Source organism: Streptomyces sp. TLI_053 (assembly GCF_900105395.1).
GTDB lineage: Bacteria > Actinomycetota > Actinomycetes > Streptomycetales > Streptomycetaceae > Kitasatospora.
Genome location: NZ_LT629775.1, coordinates 9,528,958 through 9,555,955, shown reverse-complemented (window position 1 = coordinate 9,555,955; position 26,998 = coordinate 9,528,958). Strand labels below are relative to the sequence as shown.

Sequence of the window (26,998 nt, the reverse complement as noted above, 5' to 3'; positions counted from 1 at the left end):
CGGGTCAGCGGTCGGCCGGACGCGGGCGCGCGGCCCCGCTGGGCGATTGCACGGCGGCGCCGCCGGTGGCGGCCGGGGCGGCACCGGCACCCATGCCGGCCCCGCCGCCGGGAAGGGTCCGGTCCAGCCACCTCGGCAGCCACCAGTTGGCGCGGCCGAGGAGGGTCATGGTCGCCGGGACCAGCACCATGCGGACGAGCGTGGCGTCGACGAGGATCGCGGTGGCCAGGCCGAGCCCGAACATCTTGGTGGAGGGGTCGTCGGTGACGGCGAAGGACAGGAACACCGCCACCATGATGAGGGCGGCCGAGGTGATGGTGCGGGCGGTACCCGAGACGCCCTCGACGACCGCCTTGCCGTTGTCGCCGGTGCCCAGGTACTCCTCGCGCACCCGGGAGAGGAGGAACACCTCGTAGTCCATCGACAGGCCAAACAGGATGGCGAAGAGGAACATCGGGATGAACGAGACGATCGGAACCGTCGCTTCCAGCCCGATGAGCGCGCCTCCCCAACCCCACTGGAACACCGCGACCATGACGCCGTAGGCCGCGCCGATGCTCAGCAGGTTCAGCAGGACGGCCTTGAGCGGGACGAGGACCGAGCGGAAGACCAGCATCAGCAGCAGGAACGACATCGCCAGCACGGCGGCGACGAACACCGGCAGGCGTTCACTGGTGCGCCGGCCCACGTCGGACAGGCTCGCGGCGGCGCCGCCGACATGGGCCCTGGCCGGGCCGGGCCCGATCGCCGTGGGCAGCACCTCGGTGCGCAGCCGGGCGATGGTGTCGGCCGTGGCCCTCTCCTGCGGGCCGGTGGTCGGGAACACCACGAGGGTCGCGATGCCGGTGGCCGGGTCGACGTGCGTCGGCGCGACGGAGGCGATGCCCGGATCGGCCGCGAGCGTCGCGGTGAGGCGGTCCAGCACGGCCGGATCACCGGCGGGGTCCGCGGCGACGACGAGGGGTCCGTTGGTGCCCGGGCCGAAGCCCTCGGCCACGAGGTCGTACGCGCGGCGCTCGGTGCGGCTCGGGGGCAGGGACCCGTCGTCGGGCAGGCCGACGCGCAGGGCGAGCACGGGCAGCGTCGCCGTCAGCAGCAGGCCCGCCGCGCCGACCGCGTAGGGCACGGGGTACCGGGCGACGTGCGCGATCCAGCGCCGCCACCCGGCGGCGGGGGCGACGCCCGTCCCGGCGTACCGCCGTCGGCCGGAGGGGCCCGGTCGAATCGCCCCAAGCGCCCCGGCGATCCGGCCGGCCCGGCCCAGCCGCGGGCCGGCCGCGCCGAGGAAGGCCGGCAGCAGCGTCACCGACGCCAGCACCATGGTCAGCACGACGATCGAGACGGCCACGCCGCCCACGGTCATGAACGGCACGTTCGCGACCGCCATGCCGAGGATCGACACGACGACGGTGCCGCCGGCGAAGACCACGGGCCGCCCCGCCGTGGCCACCGCCCGTCCGGCCGCCTCGCGCGGGTCGAGCCCGCGCGCCAGGTACTCACGGTGCCTGGCGAGCACGAACAGCGCGTAGTCGATGCCCACCCCGAGCCCGACCATGCTGCCCAGGACCGGTGCGAAGGCGGGGACGTCCGTCACCCCCGCCAGGACCGTCATCGTGGCGACCCCGACGGTCAGCCCGAACACCGCCATGCCGATCGGCAGCGCGGCCGCGACGAGCGAACCGAACGCCAGGAACAGGATCGTGGCCGCGGCGAGAAGGCCGATCAGTTCGCTCGCACCGCCGTCGGGGGCGGAGAACGCGTAGAAGAGGTTGCCGCCCATCTCGACGCGCAGGGGCAGTTCGGCGCGCAGCCGGTCACCGAGGCCGACCAGGGCGTCGAGGTCCTCGGCGGACAGCCGGCTCTGGTCGGGGTACTGCACCCGGACGACCGCGGTCCGCCCGTCGGCCGAGACGAGGCCGCCGCGCACGGCGGTGTCCCCGCCCGCGTCGAGGGCTCCCACCGGGTCGCTCGCGCCGAGCACGTGCGGCAGCCGCGTCACCTCGGCCCGCAGCCGGGTCAGAGCGGAACGCGCGCCGACGTCGTCGAGGAACGTCGCACCGTCCGCGAGGGGGGTGACGACCACCTGGGCGGTCATGCCCTCCTGGCCGGTGCCGGCCCGCTCGATCAGTTCCGCGGCCCGCTGGGAGTCCAGCCCCGGCGCGGTCATCGAGTCCGCGGTCCGCCCGCCGAGGGCGACGGCGGCGAGCACGGCGAGCGCGGCGACGGCCAGCCATGCCGCGATCACCCGCCAGGGACGGCGGGCGGCGCTTGTGCCCAGGCGCAACAGGGCTTTCGAGAGCATCGGGTCCTCCAACCACGTCGTCGGCCGTCCTTGTGGGCCGACGATGCCGAGGTTCGTCGCCACGGCGCTCCGAGGCATCGGCCCGCGGGCCGCGGTTCCGTCGGCCCCGGGTCGGGGTGACGACCCGTCCTTTCGGCCGATGCGCCGCGCGCCGCGGTCCCTAGGCTGGGAACCGTGCTCCGAGACGACCTGCGAACCCTGTGGACCGAACCCCGGCCGCCCGACCCTCCCGCCCGGGTGCGGCGGGACTGGGCGCTGCTTGCCGCGAGCCTCGCCGCTGTGGCGCTCGAGGCCGTGCTGCGCGAGGACGTCGTGTGGCGGCCGGTGGCGGTGGCGGTCGCCGTCTGGCTGTGCCTGCTGTCCCTGTGGCGCCGGACCCACCCGCTGACGGTGGTGACGCTGGCGTTCGGCTCGGTGGCCCTGCTTCCGGTGGCCTCGCTCGTCGCCGCACGGGGCGAGCCCGTCGGCCTGAACACCGGCGCCGTCGTGCTGGTGCTGGTGTACGCGCTGCCCCGGTGGGGATCGGGACGCGAGATCGTGCTGGGCGGCGCGGTGACCCTCGCGGTCGGCTCGCTGTGTGTCCTCGCGGACCCGGCGCCGGTCGCCGAGAGGATCATGGGCTTCGTCTTCCTTCTGCTGCCCGGCGCGGTCGGGTCCGCCGTGCGGTTCCGGGTGACCGCGCGCGAGCGGCAGTCGGAGCAGGTGCGCTCCCGCGAGCGCGAGCGGCTCGCCCGGGAACTGCACGACACGGTGGCCCACCACGTGTCGGCCATGGTGATCATCGCCCAGGCGGGCCGGGTGCTCGCGGGCACCGACCCGTCCGCCGCGGTCGCGGCCCTGGAGGGGGTCGAGGAGGAAGGGGCGCGCACGCTCGAGGAGATGCGCGCCATGGTCGCCGCGCTGCGCGACCGCGGGGTCGGCGCCGAGCTGGCGCCCCCTGCCGGGGTCACCGACCTGGAACGCCTGGTGCGCACACCGGGTGGCCGCCTCAGGGTCGACCTCGGGCTCGACGGTGAACTCGACGCGCTGCCACCGGCCGTGGACGCGGCCGTCTACCGGATCGTGCAGGAGTCGGTGACCAACACGCTGCGCCACGCGGTCGACGCGACCGAGCTCGTCGTCCGGGTCGCCGCGCAAGGGCACACCGTACGGGTGAGCGTGCGCGACGACGGCAGGCGCACCGGCCGGGGCCGTGACGGGTACGGACTCACCGGACTGCGGGAGCGCGCGACCCTGCTCGGCGGCACGCTACGGGCCGGCCCGGGGACCGACCGGGGCTGGCACGTCGAGGCCGAACTGCCGAGCGCGAGGAGCGAGCGCGGTGCCCATTCGCGTCCTCGTCGCTGACGACCAGACGATCATCCGCACCGGGCTGCGGATCATACTCAACGCCCAGCCCGGCATCGAGGTGGTCGGCGAGGCGGCCGACGGACGCGAGGCGGTCCGGCTGGCCCGCGAACTGCGCCCCGACGTCTGCCTGTTCGACATCCGCATGCCCGCGCTCGACGGGCTCGAGGCCACCCGGCTGATCGCCGGTCCGGGTATCGTCAACCCGCTGGCCGTGGTCGTCATCACCACCTTCGACCTCGACGAGTACGTCTACGGCGCACTGCGGGCCGGTGCCCGCGGCTTCCTCCTCAAGGACACCGGACCGGACCTCCTCGCGCAGGCCGTACGGTCGGCGTCCGACGGTGAGGCGCTCATCGCGCCCAGCGTCACCGTCCGGCTGCTCCGGGCGTTCGCGGACCTGCCCGCCGGCCGGCCCGCGGCCCAGCCGGTCTCCCCCGTCACCGCCCGCGAGGAGCAGGTGCTGCTCGCCGTCGCCCGCGGGCTGACCAACACCGAGATCGCCGACGCGCTGCGCATCAGCCTCAGCACGGTGAAGACGCATCTGGCCAGCCTGATGGCCAAGCTCGGCGCCCGCAACCGGGTCGAGATCGCGATGTGGGCCTACGAGACGCGCCGTATCCTCCCCGGGGCCTGAGCCGGAACCGGACCCGGAACCGGAGCCGGGGCCCGAGCCCGAGCGGGCAGGTGCGCCGGCGTCAGGAAACCGCAGGTCACGGACAGGAAACGGGTGGGAGAACGTCAGTCCCGGCAGCTACCATGCTCACCTGCCGAACACACGTTCAGCACCAGATCCCTCCCGCGCCGCCACCGTCCCGTGGCGCGCTCCCCGACGAAGGAACCCGCATGGGCGCGTCCCAGCCTGCCGTCGGCAGGCCCTCCTCCGGCATGACCTCCTCCGGCATGAGCACCTCCGTCAGGGCCCTGACGGCAGTCGCCATGCTCGCCGGCTTCTACCTGCTCGCCCTCGGCATCGTCGCCGCACTGGTCGCCCTCGACGTCAGCCTCTACCTGGCCTCCGGCGAGCTGCGCCCGGCCCTGCTGAAGATCTGGGCCGTCAGCGCCGTCATCGCCTACCCGGTCGTCCGGGTCGTCTTCCTCACCCGCAACCGCCAGGACGACCGCGAGCTGCCCGGACTGCCGGTCACCCGCGAGGAACAGCCCCGGCTGTGGGCCGCGGTCGACCGGATCTCCGAGCGCACCGGCATCCGCGGTCCGGCCGAGATCCGACTCGTCCCTGAGGTCAACGCGGGCGTCCGGGAGGAGACCAGGTTCCTCGGCCTGGTGCCCGGCAAGCGCCACCTGGTGATCGGCGTCCCCCTGCTGCTCGGCCTCACCGAGGCGGAGCTGGAGGCCGTCCTGGCGCACGAGTTCGGGCACTACAGCAACCAGGACGTCCGCCTGGCCGGGCTGACCCTGGCCGGCCGCACAGCCCTCCTGCGCACCGTCGGCGGTCTGCACGAGCGTGCCGACGCCCACCAGGCCAAGGAGGCCGCCAAGCTCCAGGCCAAGGCCGACAAGCGGCTCGCCCAGGGCCGCAAGGTCTCCGCCGAGGAGGCCACCGGCGGCGTCGACCGGGTGCTCGCCAAGCTCTTCACCCAGTACGGCAAGCTCTACTTCCGGGTCTCCGAGGCGGTCGGCCGCCGCCAGGAGTACGCCGCCGACCTGGTCGCCGCCAGGCTCTCCGGACGCGACGCCACCGCCTCCGCGCTGCGCCGGATCCCCGCACTCGACGCGGCCCAGGACTTCTACCTCGGCCACTACGCCACCCTCGGCTGGGAGGCCGGTCTCCTGCCGCCCGCCGGGCAGTTCTACGGCGGCCTCGCCCACCTGCTCACCGACCCCGAGCGCCGCGCCGAACTCGACGCCATGGCCCTCGAACTGCCCGGGAGCGAGCCCGACCCCTACGACTCGCACCCGCCGATCGAACTCCGGGTCGCCGCCGTCGAGGCCCTGCCCGACGACGGCCGCGGTGCCAGCAGCACCGCCCCCGCCCTCGGCCTGCTGCACGACGCCGAGCAGGTCCTCGCCGCGCTGGAGGTCGTCAGCCTGGTCCCCGAGGCCGCCCGCAAGGAGCGCGTCGACTGGCCTGCGCTGGTGCACCGCTCGCTGCTCGCCGACTGCCGCGAGTCCACCCGCCCGCTGCGCGACGCGCTGGCCGCCCTCGGTCTGGCGCCCACCGTCGGCGCCGCGCTGGACGCCATCGACGCCGGACGCGCCCAGGAACTCGTCGAGCGGCTGCCGCTCGGTCCGGAGGCCCGTGCGGCGACCGGCCGGGCCGCCCGTGAACTGGCCCGCCCGGTCCTGCGCGGCGCCCTCTCCGGACTCACCGTGCTCGCCCTGGTCGACGCCGGGCTGACCGGCTGGGAGCTGTCCTGGTCCGGACCGGCCCGGCTGCGGCTGCCCGACGGCCTGGGCGAGCGGCTCACCACCGCCCTCGACGCGGCCTGCGCCGACACCCCGGACACCACCGCCCTCCGCGCCGTGCTCACCGAGGCCGGACTCCCCGCCGCCCCGGCGACCGTCACCGTCCCCTGATCGGGCGCCGCACCGGCCCCTGACCCGGCCTCCGACCCCGCCCCTTCCGAAATCCACGATCCACAAGGTTCACCATGCCAGTCCCCGTCGTCGTCATCCTCGTCAGCGTCGTCTCCGTCGGCGCACTCAAGCTCCTCACCTGGGCGCTCAACCGCTACACCGCCCGCAAACAGGCCGAAATCGACTCCTGGCACGAGCGCGTCGTCACCGAGTACGGCCTGCTGCCCGAGGAGCAGCAGAACACCGAGCGGGCCTGCGCCGCCCCCGAACTCGACGCCCTGCGCGCCGCCGCCGACCGCGGCGACTGGCGCGCCTGTGCCGAACAGCTCGCCGCGGCCGGGCCCGACGCGGACCGGCGCTACCGCTTCGTCGAGGAACTGGCCGACGCGGGCGCCGAGCAGGACGACTGGCTCCGGGCCTGGCGGGCCGAACGGCCCGGGGACCGGGACGCCGCCGTCGTCCACGCCGAGGCCCTGGTGAAGCTCGCCTGGCGCCTGCGCGGCGCGGCGTACGCCGAGGACACCAGCGACGAGCGGGCCGCAGGCTTCCACCGGCTGCTCACCGAGGCCCGGACCGCCGCCCGCGAGGCACAGGAGATCGCCCCGCAGGACCCGCTGCCGTGGACCACCGAGCTCTGGATCGCCCTCGGCCTCAACTACCCGCCGGCCGAGTTCGACCGGGTCTGGGCCGGGCTGACCGCCCGTGACCCGCACCTGTACCCGGCGCACTACGCCGCCGTGCAGTACTGGTCCGCCAAGTGGCACGGCTCCGAGGAGGAGGCCAACGCCTTCGCCGACCGCGCCGCCACCGACGCCCCCGAGGGCAGCCTGCTCGCGGGCATGCGCCTGGTCGCGCTCTTCGAGCACGAGCCCGACGACAACGAGGGCGCCTACTGGTCCACCCCGTACGCGCGGTCGGCCGTGGACGCGGCCCGCCGCGCCGTGGACGCCGCCCCGGCCGGGCACCCCCGGGCCGCAGAGATCCGCCACCTGCTCGGCTGGTGCTACACCATGACGGACCGGCCGGCCGAGGCCCTGGCCCAGTTCCGGCTCGTCGACGGTTACGTCGACGCACTGCCCTGGCGCTACGCCGAGGACCCGGCCGCCTACTACTGCCACATCCGGGCCGTCGCGGCCCGCTTCGCCGCGAAGGAGCCGCAGCCGGCCGCCTGACCCGACGTGCCGGCGGCCCCGGGCAGCGGGGTCGCCGGGACGCCAGGTCGCCGGCACGCCCGGCCACCGGTGCGCTGTCGTCACGGCGGCCGGGCTCCGAACGCGGTGGGCCGGACCGGACGGCGAAGAGGGGGTGTCCGCCCTCCGGACCGCTCGCCCACCGCACCCTCTTCTCACCCCGATCCGCCACCGCAAACCACCCTCTTTCGGCACCGGGCCCGGAGGGTCCGACGAGCCACCCCGGGCGCGGCCGAGGCGAGGGCGCAGTACGTCCACGAGCCGGGCGGCCCGCTCGCGAACCGGTCCACTGCGCTCGCCGTCGTCGCCGCCGCCTGCACCGGCCACGGCCACCGGGATCCCGCCTGCCCCCTCCGGGACGGTGGACGGCCGGGATCGCGAGCACGATGATCGTCGTACCGCGCAGGGCGCGGTCCCACGGCGAGGCCGCTCGGATCCCGCACGCAGGGCGGCCGGGGGCGCTGCACGGCCGAAGACCCTTCCGGGGCGTGTGCGGCCGGGTCCGGGCAGTGGGCGCAGGTCACACGGCGAGGCGCTGCTTGAGCTGGGCGAACAGCTCCGCGTCCGCGGCGTCCGCGGCCGGGGAGAGCGCGAACAGGCCGAGGAAGGTGTGGGTCAGGCCGTCGTAGACGCGGGCGAAGACCTCGACACCGGCCGCGCGCAGGGCCTCGGCGTAGGCCATCACCTCGTCGCGCAGCGGGTCGTACTGACCGACGCCGAGCACGGCGGGGGCCAGGCCCCGGTGGCTCGCGGCGCGCAGCGGGGAGAGGCGACTGTCGGAGCGTGCGGCGGGGTCGTCCCCGGCATAGAGGTGCTTGAAGTCGTCGAGCGCCTCCAGGGTCAGCAGGTAACCCTCGCCGTACTCGGCGCGGGAGGGATAGGAGCCCTCGAAGTCGGTGGCCGGGTAGGCGAGCAGCTGGGCGGCAAGGGGGCGGTGCTGGTCGCGGAAGGCCAGCGCGACGACCGCGGCCAGGTTGGCACCGGCACTGTCGCCGGCGACGGCGAGCCGGTCGCGGTCGCCGCCGTACGCGTCGATGTGGTCGGCGACATGGGTGGCGACGGTCAGGCAGTCGTCGTAGGCGGCCGGGAACGGGTCCTCCGGAGCACGGCGGTAGTGCACGGCGACCACCACGGCCTCGACGTCGCGGCAGAGCCGGCGGGTGACGAGGTCGTGGCTGTCCAGGTCGCCGATGGTCCAGCCGCCGCCGTGGAAGTAGGCGACCGTGGGGTGGAGGCCGGCACCGGCGGGCCGGTAGACCCGCACCGGGATGTCGCCGGCGGGTCCGGCCACGACGGTGTCCTGGACGGACCCGACCTCGATCGGCGCCGGCGCGGGCCCCAGCGTGCGCAGCCGGCGGTCGGCCTCGCGCAGGAACTCGGGATCGGCCTCGCGGACGGAAACGGCGGCCAGGGCGTTGATCTGTTCGAGCATGACGGCGATGGCGGGGTCGACGGGCATGGTGTTCGCTCCTGGTTCGTGCCGTCGTGGACGGCCGGTGGTGCGGAGGACAGGGCGGCCGTCCGCCCCGACGAGGGTGTCGGGGGGACGACCGCCCGGCGGTGAGGCCGACCCGTACGGGCCGTCGACGGGACGGCGGGCGTGGGAGGTCGAGCGGTCGTGGAGACCGGCGACGCGGTGGCGTCGGTGACCCTTCGGGAGGGGGCGGCACGGCTGTCGCTGCCCCGGGCCGGGTCGTGTCCTCGGGCCTCCTCACCGCTCGATGGACACTGCTTCCAGCCTCGCCCCGCGCCGACGGGCTCGCCATGGAGCGCGGCACAACACGTACGCGGCGGGATTTGTCGCCGTGGACAGGAACGCCGCCCGGGTGGCAGGCCGGTCCTGGGTGCTCGCAGCCTTCGTCTCGCGCAGGTGGCCGTGCACGGCGCCGCCGCGGTGTCGGAACGAACGCGTCCCGCGGCCAACGCAGCCGGGGTCGTGCCAGCGCGGTCCGTACGGCCGGGTGGCAGGTCCAGGACCCGGCGGACGGCGGGTCGGGCTGCGGGTGGTGGACAGTTCAGCCCGGCGATGTACGTCGACGGCTTCCCCGCGATCCCCAGCGACCGGGGGGTCGACCCCGGTTCTCACTCCTGACTCCTGTCCCCTGCTGCCCGACCAGGCCCGCCGGACACACCGCAGGGATCGTCGCCCGCGACTCCTCGCCGCGGCCATCGTGTTCGAGGACGCGGCCACGCCCCCCGGTGGCCGGCCGCAACCGTCAGCGTGTGCCCGGTCGCGCTACGCGATTCCCCGCGTACCGGCCGACAGGGACAGGCCCGGGGGTGACGTACCCGACGTCGCAGCCCCCGCGGGACTCAGGCCCCGCGCACGTCCTACGGGCGCGGTGCGGGGCAGTCGGTGTCCTGGGCGGGCATGACGCCGTCGAGGAGGTAGCGGTCGACGGCCGCGTCCATGCAGGCGTCCCGGGGGGCGAACATGCCCGCGTAGACGGTGTGGCGGAACGCCCCGCGCAGGGTCACCAGCCGGGAACCGGTCAGGGCGCGGTGGGCGGAGAGCTGGCCGGGGTAGGTGGCGGCCGGGTCTCCGTCGGCACCGACCAGCAGCACCGGAACGGCGTTGCGCACCCGGGTGGGCGCCTCGGCGGGTCCGGCGGGCCAGAAGGTGCAGGGGGTGAGGTTGCGGGTGAGCGGGCCGAACAGGGGCTCGTCGGCGCGGTGGGCCTCGATGTCGCGGTAGTAGCCGAGCGGGTCGCGCGGCACGGCGCGGTCCGCGCACATGATCGCGGTCTGCACGGCCGCGGAGCCCCCGGTGTCGGGCGACGCCAGGCCGGTCAGCACCGCCTCCAGCAACTCGGTCGGCCGGGCGGGCCGGCCCTCGGCGGCGTCGAGCAGGACGCGTGCCAGGGCGGAGAACTCCTCGTAGGCGTTGGCGTCGTCGCCGCCCGACACCGTCCACAGCACCTGCGGCAGCGCCCGCGCGTCGACGCGGTGGGCTCCCACCGCGAGCGGGGCGCGTTCGGCGGCCAGGCGCACCCGCTCGACCGAGGCCAGGACCTCGGCGGTGGTCGTCCCCAGGTGGTGGCGGTCGTCGTGGCCGGCCGCCCAGGCGGCCCAGGCGGTGAGCGCGGCCGCCATCGCCGGGCCCTGGGTGGCCGTCAGGTCGGGGCCGAAGCGGTCCGGGTCCATGGCGGCGTCGAACACCGCCCGCCCCAGCCGGTCGGGGAACAGCTGGAGGTAGACCTCACCGAGGTAACTCCCGTAGGACGAACCGAGGTAGGCGATCGTCGGCTCGCCGAGCACGGCGCGCACCAGGTCCAGGTCCCGGGCGGTGTTGCGGGTGGAGGCGTGCGGCAGCAGGGACCGGTACGGGGCGCAGCGGGCCGCGAGGTCCTTGGCGATCTCGGCGGAGCGGTCGAAGCCGAGGCGGTCGGGGCCGGCCGCGCCCGGGCCGGACGTCGGCCAGCCGCAGTCGAGGGGGCTGCTGGCGCCGACGAAGCGCGGGTCCATGGCGACGATGTCGTAGCGAGCGCCGAGGTCGGGCGCCGCCCGGCGCAGCGCGAGGGAGAGCGCGCGGGCGGGGACGCCGGGGCCGCCGGGGTTGTAGAACAGGGTGCCCAGCCGGTGGGCGGGGTCGGTGGCGGGCAGCCGGGAGACGGCGATGCTCAGCGTGCGTCCGCCGGGGTGGCGGTAGTCGAGGGGGACGGTGATCCCGGTGCAGCGGGCGCCGGCGGCGTCGAGGTCGGCGCCGTCGGCGTCGTCCGGGCCGCTCGCGCAGGGGTGCCAGGGCGGTTGTTGGCCGCGGAGGGTGGCGAGCGGATCGGCGGTCGCGGCGGCCGGCGGATCGGCGGTGGTCGCGGCGGCGGTCGGTGCAGCGGCGCCGAGGGCCGGTGCGGCCGACGCGGTGAGGAGGGTCATGGCAACCGCCGCCACAGCGGCGGCCGACCTGGCGGCGCGGATCACAATCTCTCCCCCGGGGTTCTCGGCGAGCCGTCGGGGCGAGCGTAGGCGCCCGCGACGGCCGGGCACGTCCACCGCCGGTACCGGCCACCCCCGCCGAAATACCGCTGCGGGCCTGCTACTTCGGGACCACCCGGTCCCGTGCCGCCGGGCACCGCTCCCGGGCCCCGGGGCGGCGACGATCAGCGGGAACCCGTTCGTGCATGATGACCGGATGAACAGCAGCGAGCAGCGCTTCCACGTCATCGTGCTGTCGAACTTCGCGAAGGGCTTCGACAAGTACGCATTCGCCTACGGCAAGGCGGGGATCCCGGAGAGCACCTTTCCCGACCGGTTCCATCTGCTGACCCGCGCGGAGCTGGGCATCGGCATCGGCAAGGCACGACGCCTGCTGGAACGTCTGGCCGTTCCGGGTGACCGGTTGCTGGTCCTGGAGACCACGGTGGACCCGGAACGGCTGGTACCCAACGTGTCGACCGGTCTCGGCACGGAACTGCACGAGGACCGCATCCGGCTGTCGGCCGTCCACGAGCTCGGCCGGGCGGACGACGAGTACGCGCTGCACCCGACGACCGTCGAGGACGCCATGGCGGCCTCCCTGCACCTGCAGGCATCGGCCCGGCGCGGCTACGCCGACCTGCGACCCCGCTCGGTCTCGGTCCTGCCGGTCGCCTCCGCCTGCCAGGCCCGCTGCTCGTTCTGCTTCTCCGCGGCCTCGATCTCCAGCGACCAGCCGCCGGCCCGGGTCCCGTGGGGCGCGGTCGGCCACTGGCTGGAGCGCGCCCGCGCGGCGGGCGCCGAACGGGCCGTGATCACGGGCGGCGGGGAGCCCACGCTCATACCGTTCGAACAGCAGCTGCGGCTGGTGTCCGCCTGCTCGGCGGCCTTCCCGAAGGTCGTCCTGATCACCAACGCGCACACCCTGGCGAAGGGCCGGCACGCCGACCGGGCCGACCGGCTGGCGGCCCTGGGCGACGCGGGCCTGAGCGTGCTGGCGGTCTCCAGGCACCATCAGGACGACGCCGTCAGCGAGCGGCTGATGGCACTCCGCACGCCCGTGGGCTCCGTGATCGACACCTGGCGCCTGGAGCGCGACCGCTGGCCGGGGCTGCGGACGAGGCTGATCTGCGTGCTCCAGCGCGGCGGCGTGGCCGACGCGAGCGGCGTCGCCGACTACCTCTCGTGGGCCGCCGCCCTCGGTGTCGAGGAGGTCTGCTTCAAGGAGCTCTACGTCTCCACCAGCACCGAATCGCTCTACTTCGAGCGCTCCGCCAACGTCTGGAGCCGGGAACACCAGGTCTCGCTGTCCGTCGTCACCCGGTTCGCCGCGCAGCACGGTTTCGAAGCGGCGAGCCGCCTGCCCTGGGGCGCGCCGGTCTTCCGCGGCACCTGGGACGGCCGACCGATGCGGATCGCCGCCTACACCGAGCCCAGTCTGCTCTGGGAACGCACCAACGGGATCGCGCGCAGCTGGAACGTCATGGCCGACGGACGCTGCTACGCCTCCCTCGAGGACCGGGCCAGCGAGATCGTGGCGGAGGGCGCAGCGGTATGAGGTTCGACGAGTTCCAGGCATTCCGGCAGCGGCAGCTCGGTGCTTCACCCTCGCTCGTGGACGCCGCCGAGACGAACGTGTACCGGGCGCTCGCCCCCGTGCGGCCGGAACCGCCGACCGGCACGGGCAGGGTGCACCGCTGCGATCTCGCCCGGGCCTGGCTGCGGAGGTTCGAACTGCCGCAGGAGTGGTCCCGCCGCGCCATGGTCTGCCGAGGGGTCCGCCACGGGCTCGGTGTGGTGTTCCAGCAGCTGCACGCCGTGCGGGCACGGCTGTGGTTGCCCGGCGACGTGTACCCGGTCTACTTCGAGCTGGCCCGCGCCGCCGGCCTGGTGCCCGGGTCCTACCCGACGCTGCCCGCGCCGGCCCTGCCGAGGTCCCCGGCGGGCGACCGGCCCGAGTACCTGCTGCTCACCAACCCCAGCAAGCCGCTCGGCCGGTACCTGTCCGATGCGGAGGTCACCGCCGTGATCGCCTGGCTGGAGGAGTCGCCGCACCGCCGACTGCTGATCGACACCGTCTACGACCTGGGTGCGCCGTTCGCTCCCGGTACGCAACGTCTGCTGGACACCGACCGCGCGGTCCTGCTGCACTCGGTCACCAAGGGATGGCTGTGGCCGCGCACGTTCGGCGTCGTCCTGCTGGGTCCCGCGGAGGCCGACCTGGCCGAGGCCTTCCGGGCGGACCCGCCGACGCCGGCGCAGCTGAGGCTCGCCGACCACCTGCTGACCGTGCACGGCGACACGCCCCGGCAGGTCGTCGACGAACTGGCGGCACGCGCCGAGCGGTTGTTCGCACGGTTGCCGGACGAGGTGCTGGCGGCGATCCCCATGCCGAGCCGGACGTGTCCCGGCAACTACTTCTTCCCGGTCGAGATGGCCGCAGAGACTCTCCGGCGCGAGTACGGCCTGCTCGCCCTGCCGGCCGGCGTGTTCGGGGACGGCGGCTGGTCCGGCTCCGTCCTGACCAGCCTGGCCGACGCCTTCGGCCCGACGCCGGTGGCGCCTCCGGTCCCGACTCCCCCCGCGCCCCGTCCGCACGACGAGCTCAGGGGGGGCGAGCCCGAACCCGACCGTTGACGGCCAGTGACGGCCGTTGACGGCCGTTGACGGCCGTTGACGGCCGTTGACGGCCGTTGACACTCCCTGCGGTCGCCACGGAGGACCCCCGGCCGGCGGACGGGGGCCGAGGCTCCCCTCGAGCCCTCTCTGCCGCCGGTCGCCCGACGGCGCGCGCATTGCGCGGTGGGCGCCCCTGCCGCGCCTCCACGCGCGGGCCTCCGCGGGACGTCGAGCCAAGACCGTCTGCGGCCGATGGGTAGGCGGGGGGCATGCGAGACCTTGCAGAGCCCTCCTTCCCCCGGATCGAGCCGTCCCCACCGTCACCTCCGTGCCCGTCGGCCCCGGCACGGCGCAATCCCCGGGCCGAATCCGTCCGCACGGAGCACCGACGCTGGACGTCCGCGCACGGGCTGACGCCCGCCGACGGCCTGGAGCGGGCCGCGTGGTGCCACCCCGATGTTCCGGCTGCCGAACTGGCGTTGCTCGCCGCCTGGTACACCTGGGCCGGCCAACCGGCGCACACCCCGGACGCCGTCCGGAACCATGCCCGGTGCAGCCTGTGGGCCAGGACCGTGGCCCGGAGTCCCGACGACTGGTCCCGGCGCTTCGCCGAACGCGTGGCCGAACTCCGGGATCCGGGAGCGGCACCCGTCGAGCTCGTGGAGGCCGACCTGATGGCCCACCTCCGGGCCCGGCGCCCGTTCCGCCACTGGGCGGCCCTGCTGGTGGAGCGAACGAGCCGTCAGTTCGCCTCCTCCCCGGTGACGAACGCGTTCGCGGACGTGTCCGCACTGTCGGAGGACCTGGCCCATCCGAGCGTTCGACCGGACGCGCTCGGCGCCCTCGCCCGCCTGCTCCGGTGCTCCAGGTCCCGGGCGGTCCCGGTCGGCCGGCGGCTGCGGGCGGCGCGCCTGGCGGAGTTCGAGCGCGGCCGGCCCGACCAGGGGCTGCGGGACTGGCTGGCCGGTGACGCCGAGATCCGGCGCCGGCACGTCGCGGGCCAGGGCCGTCACGGCGTCCTGCCGACCGGACCCACCGGGCCGGGCACCTCGGCCGTGCGGTTGGTGAGCCCACGCGCACCGCACCAGGATCCCCCCGAACGGCACAACCGCGCCGACCTCCCGGGCCCGACCACGCCCGGGTACCCTTTCCGCCTGCCGCCCTTCGGCCTGCCCTGGCCCGCCCGCACCAACCCGCACCTGGAGCAGGCGCGACGGGAGGCCAAGGACTGGGCCCGCTCGGTCGCACTGCTCGCGCCGGTACTGCTTCCGCCCGGACCGGCCGTCTGGACCGAGCAAAGCTTCGACAGCGACGACTGGCCGCTGTTCGCCGCCCTCACGCACCCGGACGCCCCCGCCGACCGGCTGACGACGATCGCCCGGTGGGACGTGTGCCTGCTCGCCCTGGACGACTACTTCGTCACGGCCTACAAACTGCCCCGCGACCCCGCCGGAGCGCGGGCGTTCGTCGAACGGCTGCCGTCGTTCATGCCCCTGCGCGGCGAACCGGTGCCGCCGCCGGCCAACCAGGTCGAGCACGCCCTCACGGACCTGTGGGCCCACACCGCTCCCACGATGACCGCCGGCCACCGCGAACGGTTCGCCGGGTACGTGTCCGACTTCGTGGCGGCCAACCTGGAGGAACTCGACGCGGCGATGCACGGCCGCGTCCCCGACCCGGTCCACTACCTGGAGTTCCGGCGGGCCAGCGCCGGCACGGACCTGTCCATCGGCCTCACCGGCACCCGCCCCGCCACGACCCCGGCTCTGCGACGCCTGGAGGCCGCCTTCGCCGACACCGTCGGCCTGCGCAACGACATCCACTCCTACCGCAAGGAGATCGACGAGGAGCGGGAGGTCTGCAACGCCGTCCACACGTTCCACCATCTGCTCGGCGGAAGCCTGCAACAGGCGGTGGACGTGACCTACCGGCTCTTCGAGGCGCGGGTCCAGGAGTTCACCCGGGTCGCCGGACGGGAGCTCGGCGGCGAGCACACCGCGTACCTCGCCGCGCTGCGGGACTGGATGGCCGGCGACAACCAGTGGTACCGCCGCACCGGCCGGTACCGGCAGGGCACGAGCCGGGACCTCGGTCTCCCCGACCCCCGCCGGAGAGAGCTCCTCGTTGCTCCTCCCGGACGCGCCGATCCGCCCCCCGCGTCACCGCAGCACCCGGCCGCCCTGCGGGAACCCGGCAGCTCCGTGTTCGTCCTGCCGCGCTGAAACCGTCCGGGGATCCCGCTCCGAAGAACCGGGCCGCCGGCTCACGGGAACGCCCGACGACGGAGGAGCGGGAGCGTCACGGCGCTCAGCCGCCGGGCAGTGCGGCGATCTGCCGCGCGAGTTCGGCGGCCTGCGCGTCGCGCTCGGCCTTGAGTGCAGCGAACGCCTGGGGCTGCTGGGCGATCGCGGCCTTCTGGTAGTCGGATTCGACGGCGAACCAGATCCCGATCAGGTCGGTGCGTGCCTTGCACTCCACATCGGTCTGCGCCATGCGGATCTCCGCGGCGTCCGGCTCCGGCTGCTTCACGGACGGCAGGTCCGCCCCGGCCTCGACCGGGTTCGCCGCGCTGAATCCGTCGGCGCGCAGGCACTCCGACCAGCGTCCGAAGACCTCCTTCACCCGCGGATCGGCCATCGAGCGGGAGAAGCTCTCGGACTTGGTCTGCGCCGCGAGTTGGGACGCGCCTCCGCCGGTGCCCTGTCCGCCGGGCTGCAGCGACCGGAGTTCGGTGTTCGCCCTGCCCTGGCAGCCTCCGGCGGGCACCGCCCGGCCGTTCGACCTGGTCACCGGCTTGCCCGTGGCGTCCCGGCCGAGCAACAGGGCGTTCTCCGCCGGGGAGAGCGTGGCCCTCGGAGTCGCGGTGTCACGTCTGGGCAGGTGGTAGCCCCAGGTGCCGACGCTCTCCGGATCGACCAGGCCGTAGCGACGGAACAGGAGGGAGTCGGAGGCCGAGACGACCGGACCGGGCGCGATCGGCAGGTCGAAGCCGTACTCCTTCATGCAGAGAGCGGCCTTTTTGGTGTTCAGCCACTTCAGCTCGGCCGACTGCTGGGGCGTCAGCATGTAGTCCGCGATCGGGAGCCGGAGTCCGGCGACCTGCGAGGGTTCGGGCACGGGAGTCGCCACCGCAGCGGGCGGAGGCACCGGGACGGACGGCGGCACCCGGGCGGACGTCGGCGCGACCTGCCCCGCGGAGCAGCCGGCCACCGCCAGAGCGAGCAGCGCCGGTGCCAGGAGCCGCCCTCGGCGGAGTCTCGCTGCGCCAGTCACGACCGTTCTCCTTCGGGTTCGCGGGACGGCCTGCCCGCCGGTGTTCGTACCGACGGGCAGGCCCTGGTTCACGGGCGGATCGTCAGACGGTGGGGCAGAACGCGCGCGTGGCGTCGTCCAGGGCCATCGACGCCTCGTTGTTCCTGAGCCACGGCGTGAGGTTGCCGCCCCGGTTGGGACTCAGCCAGTTCTCGTCGCCCATGTAGTTGGGGTACACCCAGATGCCGACGTCGCAGGCGCTCGCGTTCTCGGCGGAGGCGGCGTTGTTCCGGACGGGGTTGCCGTCGCTGAAGTTCCCGCTGATGGTGGGGGTGGCGACGACGTTGCTGCTCCAAACGCCGCCGCCGCGGTTGGGGCCGTACCAGAGGCAGTAGTAACCGCCCTTGGAAGCGCAGGTGTACGAGCCCCAGCTGTCGATGTTCTCGACGCTGGCGTTGGCCTGGCCGCCCAGGCCGCCGAACGCGAGCGTGACGGTCGCGCCGATGAGGGCGAGGCGGGATGCTGTCTTCTTCACGGACATGTCGAGTTCTCCTCCGTAGGGCAGATCGAGTGGTGCGGAATCCGGTCCCCGAACTCGAGAGGGCAGCTGGAAGCGGCCCCCTCGGCGGAGAACGGTAGATCCCCTTCCGCATCGCTGTATGCACGGTTTGCAGCCAATCCGTGGCCGATCCACCGCCCCCCGTTCCCGCCACACCCCTCGGCCCCGCAGTGCCGTCGTGGATTCACCGGACGTTCGCGCTGCTCACCGGAGCCGACGCCTCCCGGAGGCTCGCGCCGAAGCCGGCCCGCTCGCGGGGCACAACCGGGGACGGACACCCGGCACCGGGGCAGGAGACCGGGGCGGCCGGAGCGGTCGCCACGTACGGCCGCCGGCCGCACCGCGACACGACCCCGCGGCGCCGTCGAGCACCGGCGAGCGCGGCTGCCCCTCATCACCGGCCGGGCAGTTGACCTCGTCCCTCAGCAGTGGGGCGGGCCACCGCGGTCGGCCCCGCGGACGCGGCGAACAGCTGACCCCCCTCCTGGAGAACCCGCCCCAGGCCGAAGCTCATGACGTATTCGAGGTGCTGCCGCAACGGCAGCAGCCCGGTGCGGTTGGCGACCTTGGTGTTGCCGGCCACCGCGCCGACGGACGGGTCGGCGAAGGCGGCCGCCAGGCGTGCCGCGGCCCCCGGGTTCCCCGGATCCGTTCCCCGGGTCAGTTCCCCGGGTCAGTCCCCCGGGTCAGTCCCCCGGGTCGACGACCACCCCGGCCCCCGGTCACCCGGTGGGGCCCGAACGGCGCACACCCGGTGGGCCGGCCGCGGAGATCACCCCCACCGACCACCCCGCCCCCGGCGTGGCGGCCACTGCCGCGCGGCGGCCGGAACTCCACCCGTTCGGGTAGGTCCGCCCGTCCCGCCGTTTCGATGCCGACACCCTGGTCCATGATCCGCCTGTACAGCGCCCTCCGGGGCGTCCCTGCCTTACCAGCAAAGGACAGTTCGTATGACAACACATGACGGAGAGCCGATCCCGTCGGTCACCGACGCGACACTCGCCGACATCGCCGCCAACGGCATCTGGCGCGGCGCCGGTCTCGACATCAACCCGGCGGTGCTCGCCGTCGCGCAGGCGCTGCTCGCCGCCCTCCAGGGCACCGCCGCGGCCGCCGAGCTCCCTGAGGAGCTGCGGGAGCTCGTGGGCGGTGTCCGCGGCCGCGCCGCGACCGCCGTGCGGCGCGTTCGCGTCGCGGAGGGCACCGACCTGTCCGTGTTCGAGATCCGGCAGAACTCCGCCGAACCCCGGCCGGTGGTGATCGTTCCCGCCGGCTGGAACCCCTACGGCTGGCTGCCGTTCATGGTCGGCTACCTCTCACTGGCCGCGCGCGGCTACCACGTGCTGGCGTACACGCCGCGGGGCATGGGCCAGCCGGGCAAGTTCTACTCCTCCGACGGGTTCATCGGCGTCGCCGGGCCGGACGACTGGTCGGACGGGTCGAAGATGATCGACCACGCCCAGGAGCAGTTCGCCCCGGGAAAGATCGGGTTCATGGGCCTGTCCTACGGATCCGGGATCAGCCAGCTGGTCGCCGCGCACGACCCGGGGGACCGGGTCGCCACCGTCGCGGCGCTCAGCACCTGGGGCAACCTCGCCACCAGCCTCTACGACCACGGGACCCGGCACGAGAAGGCCGCAGAGCTGCTGATCGGCTTCACCGGGGCCGAGGAGGGCCAGGAGGCGGAGAAGTTCGACGAGGAGACCTGGCGCATCCTCCAGGACTTCCTCGCCGGGCGGAACATGGACGACGTGGTGGCCTGGGGCACGGTCCGCTCCCCGGAGACCTACCTCGACGCCACCAACGCCCGTGGCGTGCCGACCTTCTACTCCAACACGTGGCACGAGAGCCTCTTCCCCGCGCGCGAGGCCATCGACGTGTTCGAGAGGCTCACCGTTCCGAAGCACCTGAGCCTGTGGATCGGCGACCACGGCGCCCCGGAAGGCGCCGGCATCACCGGCGTGGTGACTGGCATTCCCTTCCCCGGCCTGCTGGCCCCGATGTTCGAGGCCTACGCCTGGCTCGACCACCACCTGCTCGGCGAGGCCCCCGAGGTCGCCGACTGGCCGGTGGTCAGCAGCCAGGTCATGTTCACCTACGAGACCGTCCCCACTCCCATCGGCCGGCGGATCACCGTGCCGGCCCGGCGCGAACCGCTCCCCTCCTGGGCATCGGCCACCACCGCCACCGAGGCCTGGTACCTGAGCGGCACCGACACCGACACCGACGGCACCCTGTCCGACAAGCCCGCCACGGAATGGAGCCGGCCCTTCACCGTCGGCCACGAGACCACCGCCACCGCCATGGACGACATCATGAAGACCGGCCAGAAGGAGTGGTCCGGCACCCCCAAGCCCTACGACCCGGCCGGTTTCGAGCGCGACCGGCTGCTGGTCTGGTCCACCCCCGAACTCTCCGGCGGCCGCCGCATCCGCGGCACCGCCACCCTCCGGCTCACCGTCCGCGTCGAGGCCGGCGACGCCGCGACCCTCGTCGCCTACCTCTTCGACGCCGCCCCGGACGGCACCGCCCGGATCGTCACCCACGAGCCCTTCACCGCCACCGACCTGACCCCCGGCACCGAGCGCACCGTCCACTGGGCACTCCAGCCCACCGCCTACGACCTCGCCGACGGCCACCGCCTCGTCCTGGTCGTCAACAGTCGCGACCAGCTCTACGCCTTCACCGGGCAGCAGGACAGCAGAATCACCGTCACCTCCACCAGCGGCGAGGAGGCCGTCCTCCAACTGCCCCTCGGCTGAGCGCATCGGGTCGCGTGAACGGACGAGTGCGGCGCACCGCATCTGCCCTCCCGGAACTCACGGTCCGGGACGCCCACGCTGTGCAGGCCGAGCTGCGGGCCCGGGAGACGGCCGACGGCGCGGCGCTCGTCGGCTTCAAGATCGGCGCCACCAGCGAGACGATCCAGCGAATGTTCGGAATCGACCAGCCCGACTTCGGGTACCTCACGGACCGGACGATGCTCACCGACGGCTCCTCCGTGGACGCGCGGCGGTTCATCTCCCCGACATCGACGCCGGGCCGCCGACCGGACCGAGCACACCGTCGGCGAGGGTTCCGGCACCGGCCGCCGGGGCGCCCGCCACGGCGGCCGGTGATCGCGGTGCGGTCCACCGGGCCACGCACTCGTCCCACCGGGCGGCCTTCCTCGGCTTCTCCCGCTCCCCGCCCGTCAACCCGTCCCGGCCTGCCACAAGATCAATTGTCAGCCACCCCTCGACGCCTCACCCGTCCTGGCTCCCGCCTCCTGCGCCACCCGCGAGCTTCCACGCTTCGGGATCGATCTGGACGTCGCCCTCCACCGCGACGGCCGTGGCGGGTGCGTTCGGGTCTGCCTGGGCCTCGGCTTCACGGACCTGCCTGCCGTACTCCTCCCGCTCCCGCTGCTCCTTCTCGGAGGACTGCCGGTCGATCCCGGCACGGAACTCGGCGTAGTCGTCCCGCTTGGACATGGCACTCGTCCCTTTCACCCAGCGTGCGGACATGCTCACAGAACCAGCGTGATCCGGTGCCCTCGGTGTCGCACCCCACCCGGTACCCGCCTCGTGGTTCGGTGCGCATCGGTGCGACTCCCCGCACCGGCGGGTGAACCCGACGCCGTCCGCCGGGCAGCGCGCGGAGCTGACCACCGCACCGGGGGAAAGTGCCGAACCTCCGCTCCTGCAGGGCCGGCGGTCCGCACACCGACAGTCCGACGAACCACGGTCCCGTCGGCGGGAGCGCGCTCAAGTCAGGTCCGTTCGCAACCGAAGAGTGTCCTGCAGGGATCGTCCCGTCCGACAGGAGCCCGTCTTGCACTCGTCCCTCCGCCGCTTCTGGATCGCACTGCTGCTGTTCGCCACGCTTCTCGGCGTTCCGGCCGACGCCGGGGCCGTGGTCGCCCGGCCGGGAACGTCGGGTCGGAGCGCCCCGGCTCCGCTGCACACGGTGTCCGCCGCCGTCCCCGGCCGGTACATCGTCACCTTGCAGGAGAACATCGACCCTGCGTCCGTGCTCAGGGCGGTGCCCGGGATCAGTGCCGGCCGTACGTTCACCACCGCGCTCAACGGCTTCTCCGCCGAGCTGAACCCCCTTCAACTGCGGTCCGTCCGCGCCCTGCCAGGGGTCGAGGCCGTCGAACAGGACGCCGTCATCAGGGTCGGCGGCTCCACGTTCGCCTCGGCCTCCGCTTCTGCCTCCGCCTCCGGCTCCGTTTCCGCCCCCGGCTCCGCCCGGCGGGACTTTCCCGGCTACCCCGCCCGGACCTGGGGCCAGGACCGCATCGACCAGCGACGCCTCCCCCTCGACGGCTACTTCAAGGTCTACGGCAGCGGCGCCTACGTCAACGTCTACGTCGCCGACACCGGCATCGACCTCAACCACCGCGAGTTCTTCCCCGGCCGCGCCGTCCCCGGCTTCGACGCCATCGGCGACGGACAGGGCGGCCAGGACTGCAACGGCCACGGCACCCACGTCGCCGGCACCGTCGCCGGCCAGACCTACGGCATCGCCCGCCTGGCCACCGTGGTGTCGGTACGCGTACTGGACTGCGGCGGCGACGGCACCACCTCGCAGGGCCTGGCAGGCCTGGACTGGGTGGCCCGCGAGGCGAAGCAACCGGCGGTCCTCAACCTCTCCTTCGGCGAGGACGCGTCCCCCGCACTCAACCGCGCCGTCGACCGGATCGCGCAACTGGGCACCCTCCCCGTCGTTGCGGCCGGCAACGACGCCCGCGACGCCTGCGGCATCTCGCCCGCGAGCGCCGCACGCGCCGTCACCGTCGGCGCCACCGACGCCTCCGACCACCAGGCCGACACCAGCAACACCGGCCCCTGCCTGACCCTCCAGGCCCCCGGCGTCGACATTCGCTCCGCCGGCCTCGGTGGCGGATCCGTTTCCATGAGCGGCACCTCGATGGCCAGCCCCCACGTCGCAGCCGTCGCTGCCCTCTACAAGGAGGCGCATCCCGGCGCGAATGCCGACGAGGTCAAGCGCTGGCTCATCGAGCAGTCCACCAAGAACGTCCTCACCGTGTCCTCCGGCTCCCCCGACCGCCTGCTGAACCTCGGCGGCCTCTGACGGCCGGTCCGGCACGGGGGGACGCGACCTACCCGGTCGGAACGCGAACGGGCCGCCAGGTCGGTCGCGGCCCTCGGGACTGGCAGGAGCGCGATCGTCGCACCCGGCGCAGACGTCGGGCGCGGGGCCGGACGGCGGACGGCGGCCCGCGCCGCGACGGCGGCCGCTCCTACGGGCCGCGGTGCGCGCGGCCTCGGTCCGCTCGACGTAGAGGACGGCGAGCGCGCCCGGGCGGTGGCTCCACGGTCCGGCCACCTCCCGGCCGGTTCCTCGGAGCGGCTCCGGGGCCTGCGCCGGACGGCCGTTGCCACCGCCCTGCTGACGCGCAGACGGGACCGCCGGCCGACACGGAGCCACGGCCGACACGGGACCGCGACGGACGCCGGGCCGCGCCGGACAAGCGTTCCCATACCGCGGCCGAACCGCTGTCGAACCCGCCCCGTCCAGCATCCCGGTGTGTCGGGGCGGCGGCCGTTCCGGCGCGTGCGAACGGCTCCGGGAAGCCCGTCGGACGGTTCACGGCCACGGACGGCGGCGCCCCGACCCGCCCATCCGCTGAGACCGGAGCCGGGTACCGGGAGGGAGCAGGCCCGGCGGCCCGGGCGGGCGAACGACCCTGTGGAGGAGGCCCCTTGTTCGACGCACTGTCCGACGCCCTCGCCGACGAGCAGTTCTACGCGCCGCTCGCCACGATGGCCGACCCCGGTCCGCGCTTCGCGCCCGTCCGGACCGCCGACGGCTGGCGCGCGAGCGAGCGGGACATCTGGACGGCGTGGAGCGGACCCGGGGTACGCCGTGCCGGGCAGGGCTGGAAGATCCACGTGTCCGCGCGCCCGGAACGGGCGCAGCACGTCCTCGACGTGGTGGCGGACACCTGCTTCGCCCAGGAGGCGGCGTTCAAGCACGTGTCGGCGCGCTTCTTCTTCCTCGCGCTGCACCACAAACACGGCGCGCGCTCGCAGGCGGGCAAGTTCTGCACCGTGTACCCACCGGACACGGCGGGCGCCGAACGGCTCCTCGTCCTCCTCGCCGAGGCCCTGGACGGCGAGGAGGGCGCCTACGTGCTCAGTGACCGCCGCTACCGGGACTCCCGGACGGTCCACTACCGCTACGGCGCGTTCGCCGGCCGCAGCCGGATGCTGCCCGACGGCACCGCGCAGCCGCTGGTGGCCGACGGCCACGGGCACGACGTGCCGGACCTTCGGCTGCCGTACTTCGTGCTGCCCGAGGGTGTCGGCGACCCCTTCGTGGACCGGGAGCCGGCCCCGCACCGGGGACCGATCCGCATCCGTGACTACGAGATCGTCAAGGTCCTGCAGCCGAGCAACGCCGGTGGCGCCTACCAGGCGCGCGAGACCCGCACCGGGCGGCTGGTGCTGATCAAGGAGGCGCGCCCGCACAACGGCTACACCTGGGACGGCGCGAGCGCGCGGGAGCGGTTGCGCCGGGAGTACGAGACCCTGACCGCCGTGCACGCGGCGGCCGCCGGCGTGTGCCCGGAACCGCTGGAGCGGTTCACGGAGTGGGAACACGACTTCCTCGTCATGGAGCACGTCGACGGACTCCCGCTGGTGCGGTGGATCAACCGCTCCTCGCCCGTCCTGCTGGCCGACCGGCCGGCCGCGGACTTCGACCGGTACCACGCCGAGTGCCGCCGCATCCTCGCATCGCTGGACGCGGCCCTGGACCGGCTGCACGCGCTGGGGCTGCGGTTCGGCGACGTCAGCCCCGGGAACGTCATCGTCACCCCCGACGGCGGGGCCAGGCTCGTCGACTTCGAGTCCGCGACCGCGCTGGACGCCCGGCCCGCCCGGATGGGCACACCGGGCTTCGCGCCGCCCCCGGGCGTGGCCGCCGAGCACCCCGACGACCCCGTGCTCGCCGACCGCTACGGCATGGCGGCCCTCGCGCTCACCCTGCTGGCACCCTTCCACAACGCGCCCCAGCTGACACCGGCGAACTTCGCCCTGCTGCGGCGCGATCTGGCGGCGCGGGCACCGGTGCCGGACGACCTGTGGCGCCGCGCCACCGCCTTCCGACGCCCCGGCGCGGCCCGGCCGTCGGCACTGCCCGACCCCGGGGAGGTGGACGCGGATCCGGTGGGATGCCTGACCCGGCTCGCCGAGCGGACGGCCTCGGGCCTGCTCGCCCTGGCCGACACCGACCGCCCCGACTGGGCCTTTCCCCCGTCGCCGCAGGCGTTCCGCACCAACACGGTGTGCCTGGCGTACGGAACGGCGGGCGTGGTGCACGCCCTGCTCCGGGCCGGCGTCCCGGTCCCGGAGGAGGTCCGCGAACGCCTGCGCCACGACGCGCTCACGACCGCGCACGCGCTGCCGCCCGGACTGGCGGTCGGCTCGGCCGGCGTCGGGCGGACGCTGGCCCGCACCGGGCACCTCGACGAGGCGGTCGACCTGCTGCGCGCGGCCGACCGCCATCCGCTGACGGCCGGCACGGCCACGCTGGCCGGCGGGCGGGCCGGGGTCGGCCTGGCGTGGCTGGCCCTGCACCGGCAGACCCGGGACCCTCGTCATCTGGAGCGGGCTGCCGCCGCCGGCGACGCGATCCTCGCGCTCGGCGCGGACCTGGGGCCGACGCTCGGCGCCCACGACGCCCGCGGACTGTTCCACGGCCGCTCCGGGCTCGCGCTCTTCCTCCACCACCTCACCGACGGGACAGGGCAACCGCGCTACCGGGCGGCCGGACGCCTACTGCTCCACGAGGAGCTGGACCGCGCGGTGGAACTGCCCGACGGGTCCCTCTCCTTCGCCGACAACGCGGTGAACCGGCGCGTCATGCCGTACCTGGCCACCGGGTCGGCCGGAATCGGGACCGTCCTGCTGCGCTACGCCGCCACCGCCGACGAGCGCTCCGCCACCGCCCTGCCCCGCGTCCTCGCCGACGTGCGCAAGGTCAGCGCGGTCCAGGCCGGCCTGCACGACGGCTACGGCGGACTGGTCCATCTGCTGGCCGCGCACGCCGACTTCACCCAGGACGACGCCGACCGCCGGGACGCGCTCCGGCTGGCCACCGGGCTCCTCAAGTACGCCGTGCCGCACGGCGAGGACGTCCGCTGGCTCGGCCCGGGCTCGCTCCGGTTCAGCGCCGACGTGGCCGGCGGCAGCGCCGGGATCCTGCTGGCACTGCACCGAGCCCTGCACGGCCCGGGTGACGACTGGTTCACCCTGGATCCCACCCACCCACAGGAAAGCGGAGGCAACCTTCCATGACCGAGATCCTCGCCCTTCAGCAGCTCGAAGCCCTTACCGAGGAGACGGAGGAGGCGTACCCCTTCCCCTGCTTCAGCATCTACGCCAGCTCGATCATCGACAACGACACGTACTGACCCGCCGCACGGTACGGCCACGGGTGTCGTCCCGCCTCCTGCGCGCGGGGAGGCGGGGAGTCGCCGAGAGACGCGTGACCTCCTCTGCACAGCAACGCGGTTGAGAGACCGTCGGCGCCGTGGCCGCCTGTCCCGGAACGACCGGGCGGGCGGCCACGAGGCCGAGCGGGAGTTCCGTCGCCGACGGGCGTTGCGAGGCTTTCAGGGCCGGTGCCGACGGGACGGGGCGGCGGAGAAAGGTGATTCCCCCGACACCGGTGTGATCGGCATACTTCCGCGCATGGGCATCGTGGACAACGACCCACGGCCGCACCACTACCGCTTCGCGCACAAGGTGCTCGCCGACCTCGCCCGGGACCTCGGGCCGAAGATGCTCGACAGCGAACCGGAACAGGGGTTCGGCCCCGCGCTGCTCTCCCTCTGGAACGGCTTCGGCGAGCGGCTCCCCGCAGCGGACCGGCTGCCGGGCGGCGGCCTGAGGGCGGACCTGATCACGCTGGGCCGGCACCGGCTGCTGGTGGTCGTCCTGCCACGGCCCGCCGCGCCCGCAGAGGCGTACTACACCGCCGTCGTCCAGCCGGGCGGCGCCGACCACTGCCGGTACCTCACCCTGGAACTGGCGCTGAACCCGTTCACCGGGAAGCCGTACACGGTGCTCGGGGAGTGGGCGGACGGCAGCCACCTCAACCTGGGCCCCGGCCCGGCGCCCGATCTGTCCGGCTTTCTGACCGCCGTGGTGGACCTCCTGGCCGAGCCGGCCCCCGGCCCCGCCGTGGCCGCTCGCCCGGGCCCGTCCGCCCCGCAGGGCAAGCCCGAACGCCGCGGCCTGCGACGGCTTTTCGGCCGGTGAGAAC

Annotated in this window: 18 protein-coding genes; 11 read left to right on the top strand and 7 right to left on the bottom strand. The window is 74.4% G+C overall.

The window, feature by feature from the left end; genetic code table 11:
- Nucleotides 1-4: 4 nt before the first annotated feature.
- Complete coding sequence (locus tag BLU95_RS39655; RefSeq protein ID WP_093865460.1) at nucleotides 5-2,302, bottom strand: MMPL family transporter; 2,298 nt, start codon at nucleotides 2,300-2,302, stop codon at nucleotides 5-7.
- 174 nt (nucleotides 2,303-2,476) lie between these two features.
- On the opposite strand from BLU95_RS39655, the gene BLU95_RS39650 reads away from it, so the two are divergent.
- The 4 genes from BLU95_RS39650 to BLU95_RS39635 all read left to right on the top strand — a co-directional run bounded on the left by BLU95_RS39650 (nucleotide 2,477) and on the right by BLU95_RS39635 (nucleotide 7,359).
- Nucleotides 2,477-3,649: a sensor histidine kinase gene (locus BLU95_RS39650; protein WP_093864297.1), complete on the top strand. Its 1,173-nt coding sequence runs from the start codon at nucleotides 2,477-2,479 to the stop codon at nucleotides 3,647-3,649.
- A complete protein-coding gene (locus BLU95_RS39645) occupies nucleotides 3,624-4,286 on the top strand; it encodes a response regulator (RefSeq protein WP_093864296.1) in 663 nt (220 codons plus the stop codon). Before BLU95_RS39650 ends, BLU95_RS39645 begins: the two co-directional genes overlap by 26 nt.
- 209 nt (nucleotides 4,287-4,495) lie before the next feature.
- On the top strand, nucleotides 4,496-6,187 hold the full coding sequence (locus BLU95_RS39640; RefSeq protein ID WP_159425225.1) for a M48 family metalloprotease: 1,692 nt from the start codon (nucleotides 4,496-4,498) through the stop codon (nucleotides 6,185-6,187).
- A gap of 74 nt (nucleotides 6,188-6,261) precedes the next feature.
- Nucleotides 6,262-7,359 (top strand): hypothetical protein, encoded by a 1,098-nt coding sequence (locus tag BLU95_RS39635; RefSeq protein ID WP_093864294.1) that lies wholly within the window; start codon nucleotides 6,262-6,264, stop codon nucleotides 7,357-7,359.
- 538 nt (nucleotides 7,360-7,897) lie between these two features.
- Here BLU95_RS39635 and BLU95_RS39630 read toward each other — a convergent pair.
- Nucleotides 7,898-8,836: an alpha/beta hydrolase gene (locus tag BLU95_RS39630; protein WP_093864293.1), complete on the bottom strand. Its 939-nt coding sequence runs from the start codon at nucleotides 8,834-8,836 to the stop codon at nucleotides 7,898-7,900.
- 872 nt (nucleotides 8,837-9,708) lie between these two features.
- Nucleotides 9,709-11,250, bottom strand: coding sequence for an alpha/beta hydrolase (locus BLU95_RS39625; protein WP_093864292.1), 1,542 nt, complete (start codon nucleotides 11,248-11,250; stop codon nucleotides 9,709-9,711).
- Between the two features lie 256 nt (nucleotides 11,251-11,506).
- On the opposite strand from BLU95_RS39625, the gene BLU95_RS39620 reads away from it, so the two are divergent.
- The 3 genes from BLU95_RS39620 to BLU95_RS39610 all read left to right on the top strand — a co-directional run bounded on the left by BLU95_RS39620 (nucleotide 11,507) and on the right by BLU95_RS39610 (nucleotide 16,130).
- Complete coding sequence (locus BLU95_RS39620; RefSeq protein WP_093864291.1) at nucleotides 11,507-12,847, top strand: radical SAM family protein; 1,341 nt, start codon at nucleotides 11,507-11,509, stop codon at nucleotides 12,845-12,847.
- Nucleotides 12,844-13,926, top strand: a complete 1,083-nt coding sequence (locus tag BLU95_RS39615) for an aminotransferase class I/II-fold pyridoxal phosphate-dependent enzyme (RefSeq protein ID WP_231978128.1) — start codon at nucleotides 12,844-12,846, stop codon at nucleotides 13,924-13,926. Before BLU95_RS39620 ends, BLU95_RS39615 begins: the two co-directional genes overlap by 4 nt.
- A 251-nt stretch (nucleotides 13,927-14,177) precedes the next feature.
- Nucleotides 14,178-16,130, top strand: a complete 1,953-nt coding sequence (locus tag BLU95_RS39610) for a terpene synthase family protein (protein WP_159425224.1) — start codon at nucleotides 14,178-14,180, stop codon at nucleotides 16,128-16,130.
- Between the two features lie 85 nt (nucleotides 16,131-16,215).
- Here the strand turns inward: BLU95_RS39610 and BLU95_RS39605 are convergent, their stop codons facing one another.
- From BLU95_RS39605 to BLU95_RS39595, 3 genes are all read right to left on the bottom strand, one after another.
- Nucleotides 16,216-17,181 carry a hypothetical protein gene (locus BLU95_RS39605; RefSeq protein WP_159425223.1) on the bottom strand — a complete coding sequence of 322 codons (966 nt, stop codon included), beginning with the start codon at nucleotides 17,179-17,181 and terminating at the stop codon, nucleotides 16,216-16,218.
- 82 nt (nucleotides 17,182-17,263) lie between these two features.
- The gene (locus tag BLU95_RS39600; protein WP_093864288.1) at nucleotides 17,264-17,701 is read right to left on the bottom strand and encodes a peptidase inhibitor family I36 protein; all 438 of its coding nucleotides are present in this window, start codon (nucleotides 17,699-17,701) and stop codon (nucleotides 17,264-17,266) included.
- A 412-nt stretch (nucleotides 17,702-18,113) separates the two neighbouring features.
- Nucleotides 18,114-18,302 (bottom strand): hypothetical protein, encoded by a 189-nt coding sequence (locus BLU95_RS39595; RefSeq protein WP_093864287.1) that lies wholly within the window; start codon nucleotides 18,300-18,302, stop codon nucleotides 18,114-18,116.
- 367 nt (nucleotides 18,303-18,669) lie between these two features.
- Between BLU95_RS39595 and BLU95_RS39590 the strand changes: the two genes are divergently transcribed.
- The gene (locus tag BLU95_RS39590; RefSeq protein WP_093864286.1) at nucleotides 18,670-20,481 is read left to right on the top strand and encodes a CocE/NonD family hydrolase; all 1,812 of its coding nucleotides are present in this window, start codon (nucleotides 18,670-18,672) and stop codon (nucleotides 20,479-20,481) included.
- 483 nt (nucleotides 20,482-20,964) lie between these two features.
- Here BLU95_RS39590 and BLU95_RS39585 read toward each other — a convergent pair whose 3' ends face one another.
- The gene (locus BLU95_RS39585) at nucleotides 20,965-21,192 is read right to left on the bottom strand and encodes a hypothetical protein (RefSeq protein ID WP_093864285.1); all 228 of its coding nucleotides are present in this window, start codon (nucleotides 21,190-21,192) and stop codon (nucleotides 20,965-20,967) included.
- A 340-nt stretch (nucleotides 21,193-21,532) separates the two neighbouring features.
- Here BLU95_RS39585 and BLU95_RS39580 point away from each other — a divergent pair, with 340 nt between their 5' ends.
- From BLU95_RS39580 to BLU95_RS39570, 3 genes are all read left to right on the top strand, one after another.
- Nucleotides 21,533-22,798, top strand: a complete 1,266-nt coding sequence (locus BLU95_RS39580) for a S8 family peptidase (RefSeq protein ID WP_093864284.1) — start codon at nucleotides 21,533-21,535, stop codon at nucleotides 22,796-22,798.
- A 632-nt stretch (nucleotides 22,799-23,430) separates the two neighbouring features.
- Nucleotides 23,431-26,028 carry a class III lanthionine synthetase LanKC gene (gene lanKC / locus BLU95_RS39575; protein ID WP_093864283.1) on the top strand — a complete coding sequence of 866 codons (2,598 nt, stop codon included), beginning with the start codon at nucleotides 23,431-23,433 and terminating at the stop codon, nucleotides 26,026-26,028.
- A gap of 396 nt (nucleotides 26,029-26,424) precedes the next feature.
- A complete protein-coding gene (locus tag BLU95_RS39570; protein WP_093864282.1) occupies nucleotides 26,425-26,994 on the top strand; it encodes a hypothetical protein in 570 nt (189 codons plus the stop codon).
- Nucleotides 26,995-26,998: the final 4 nt, after the last annotated feature.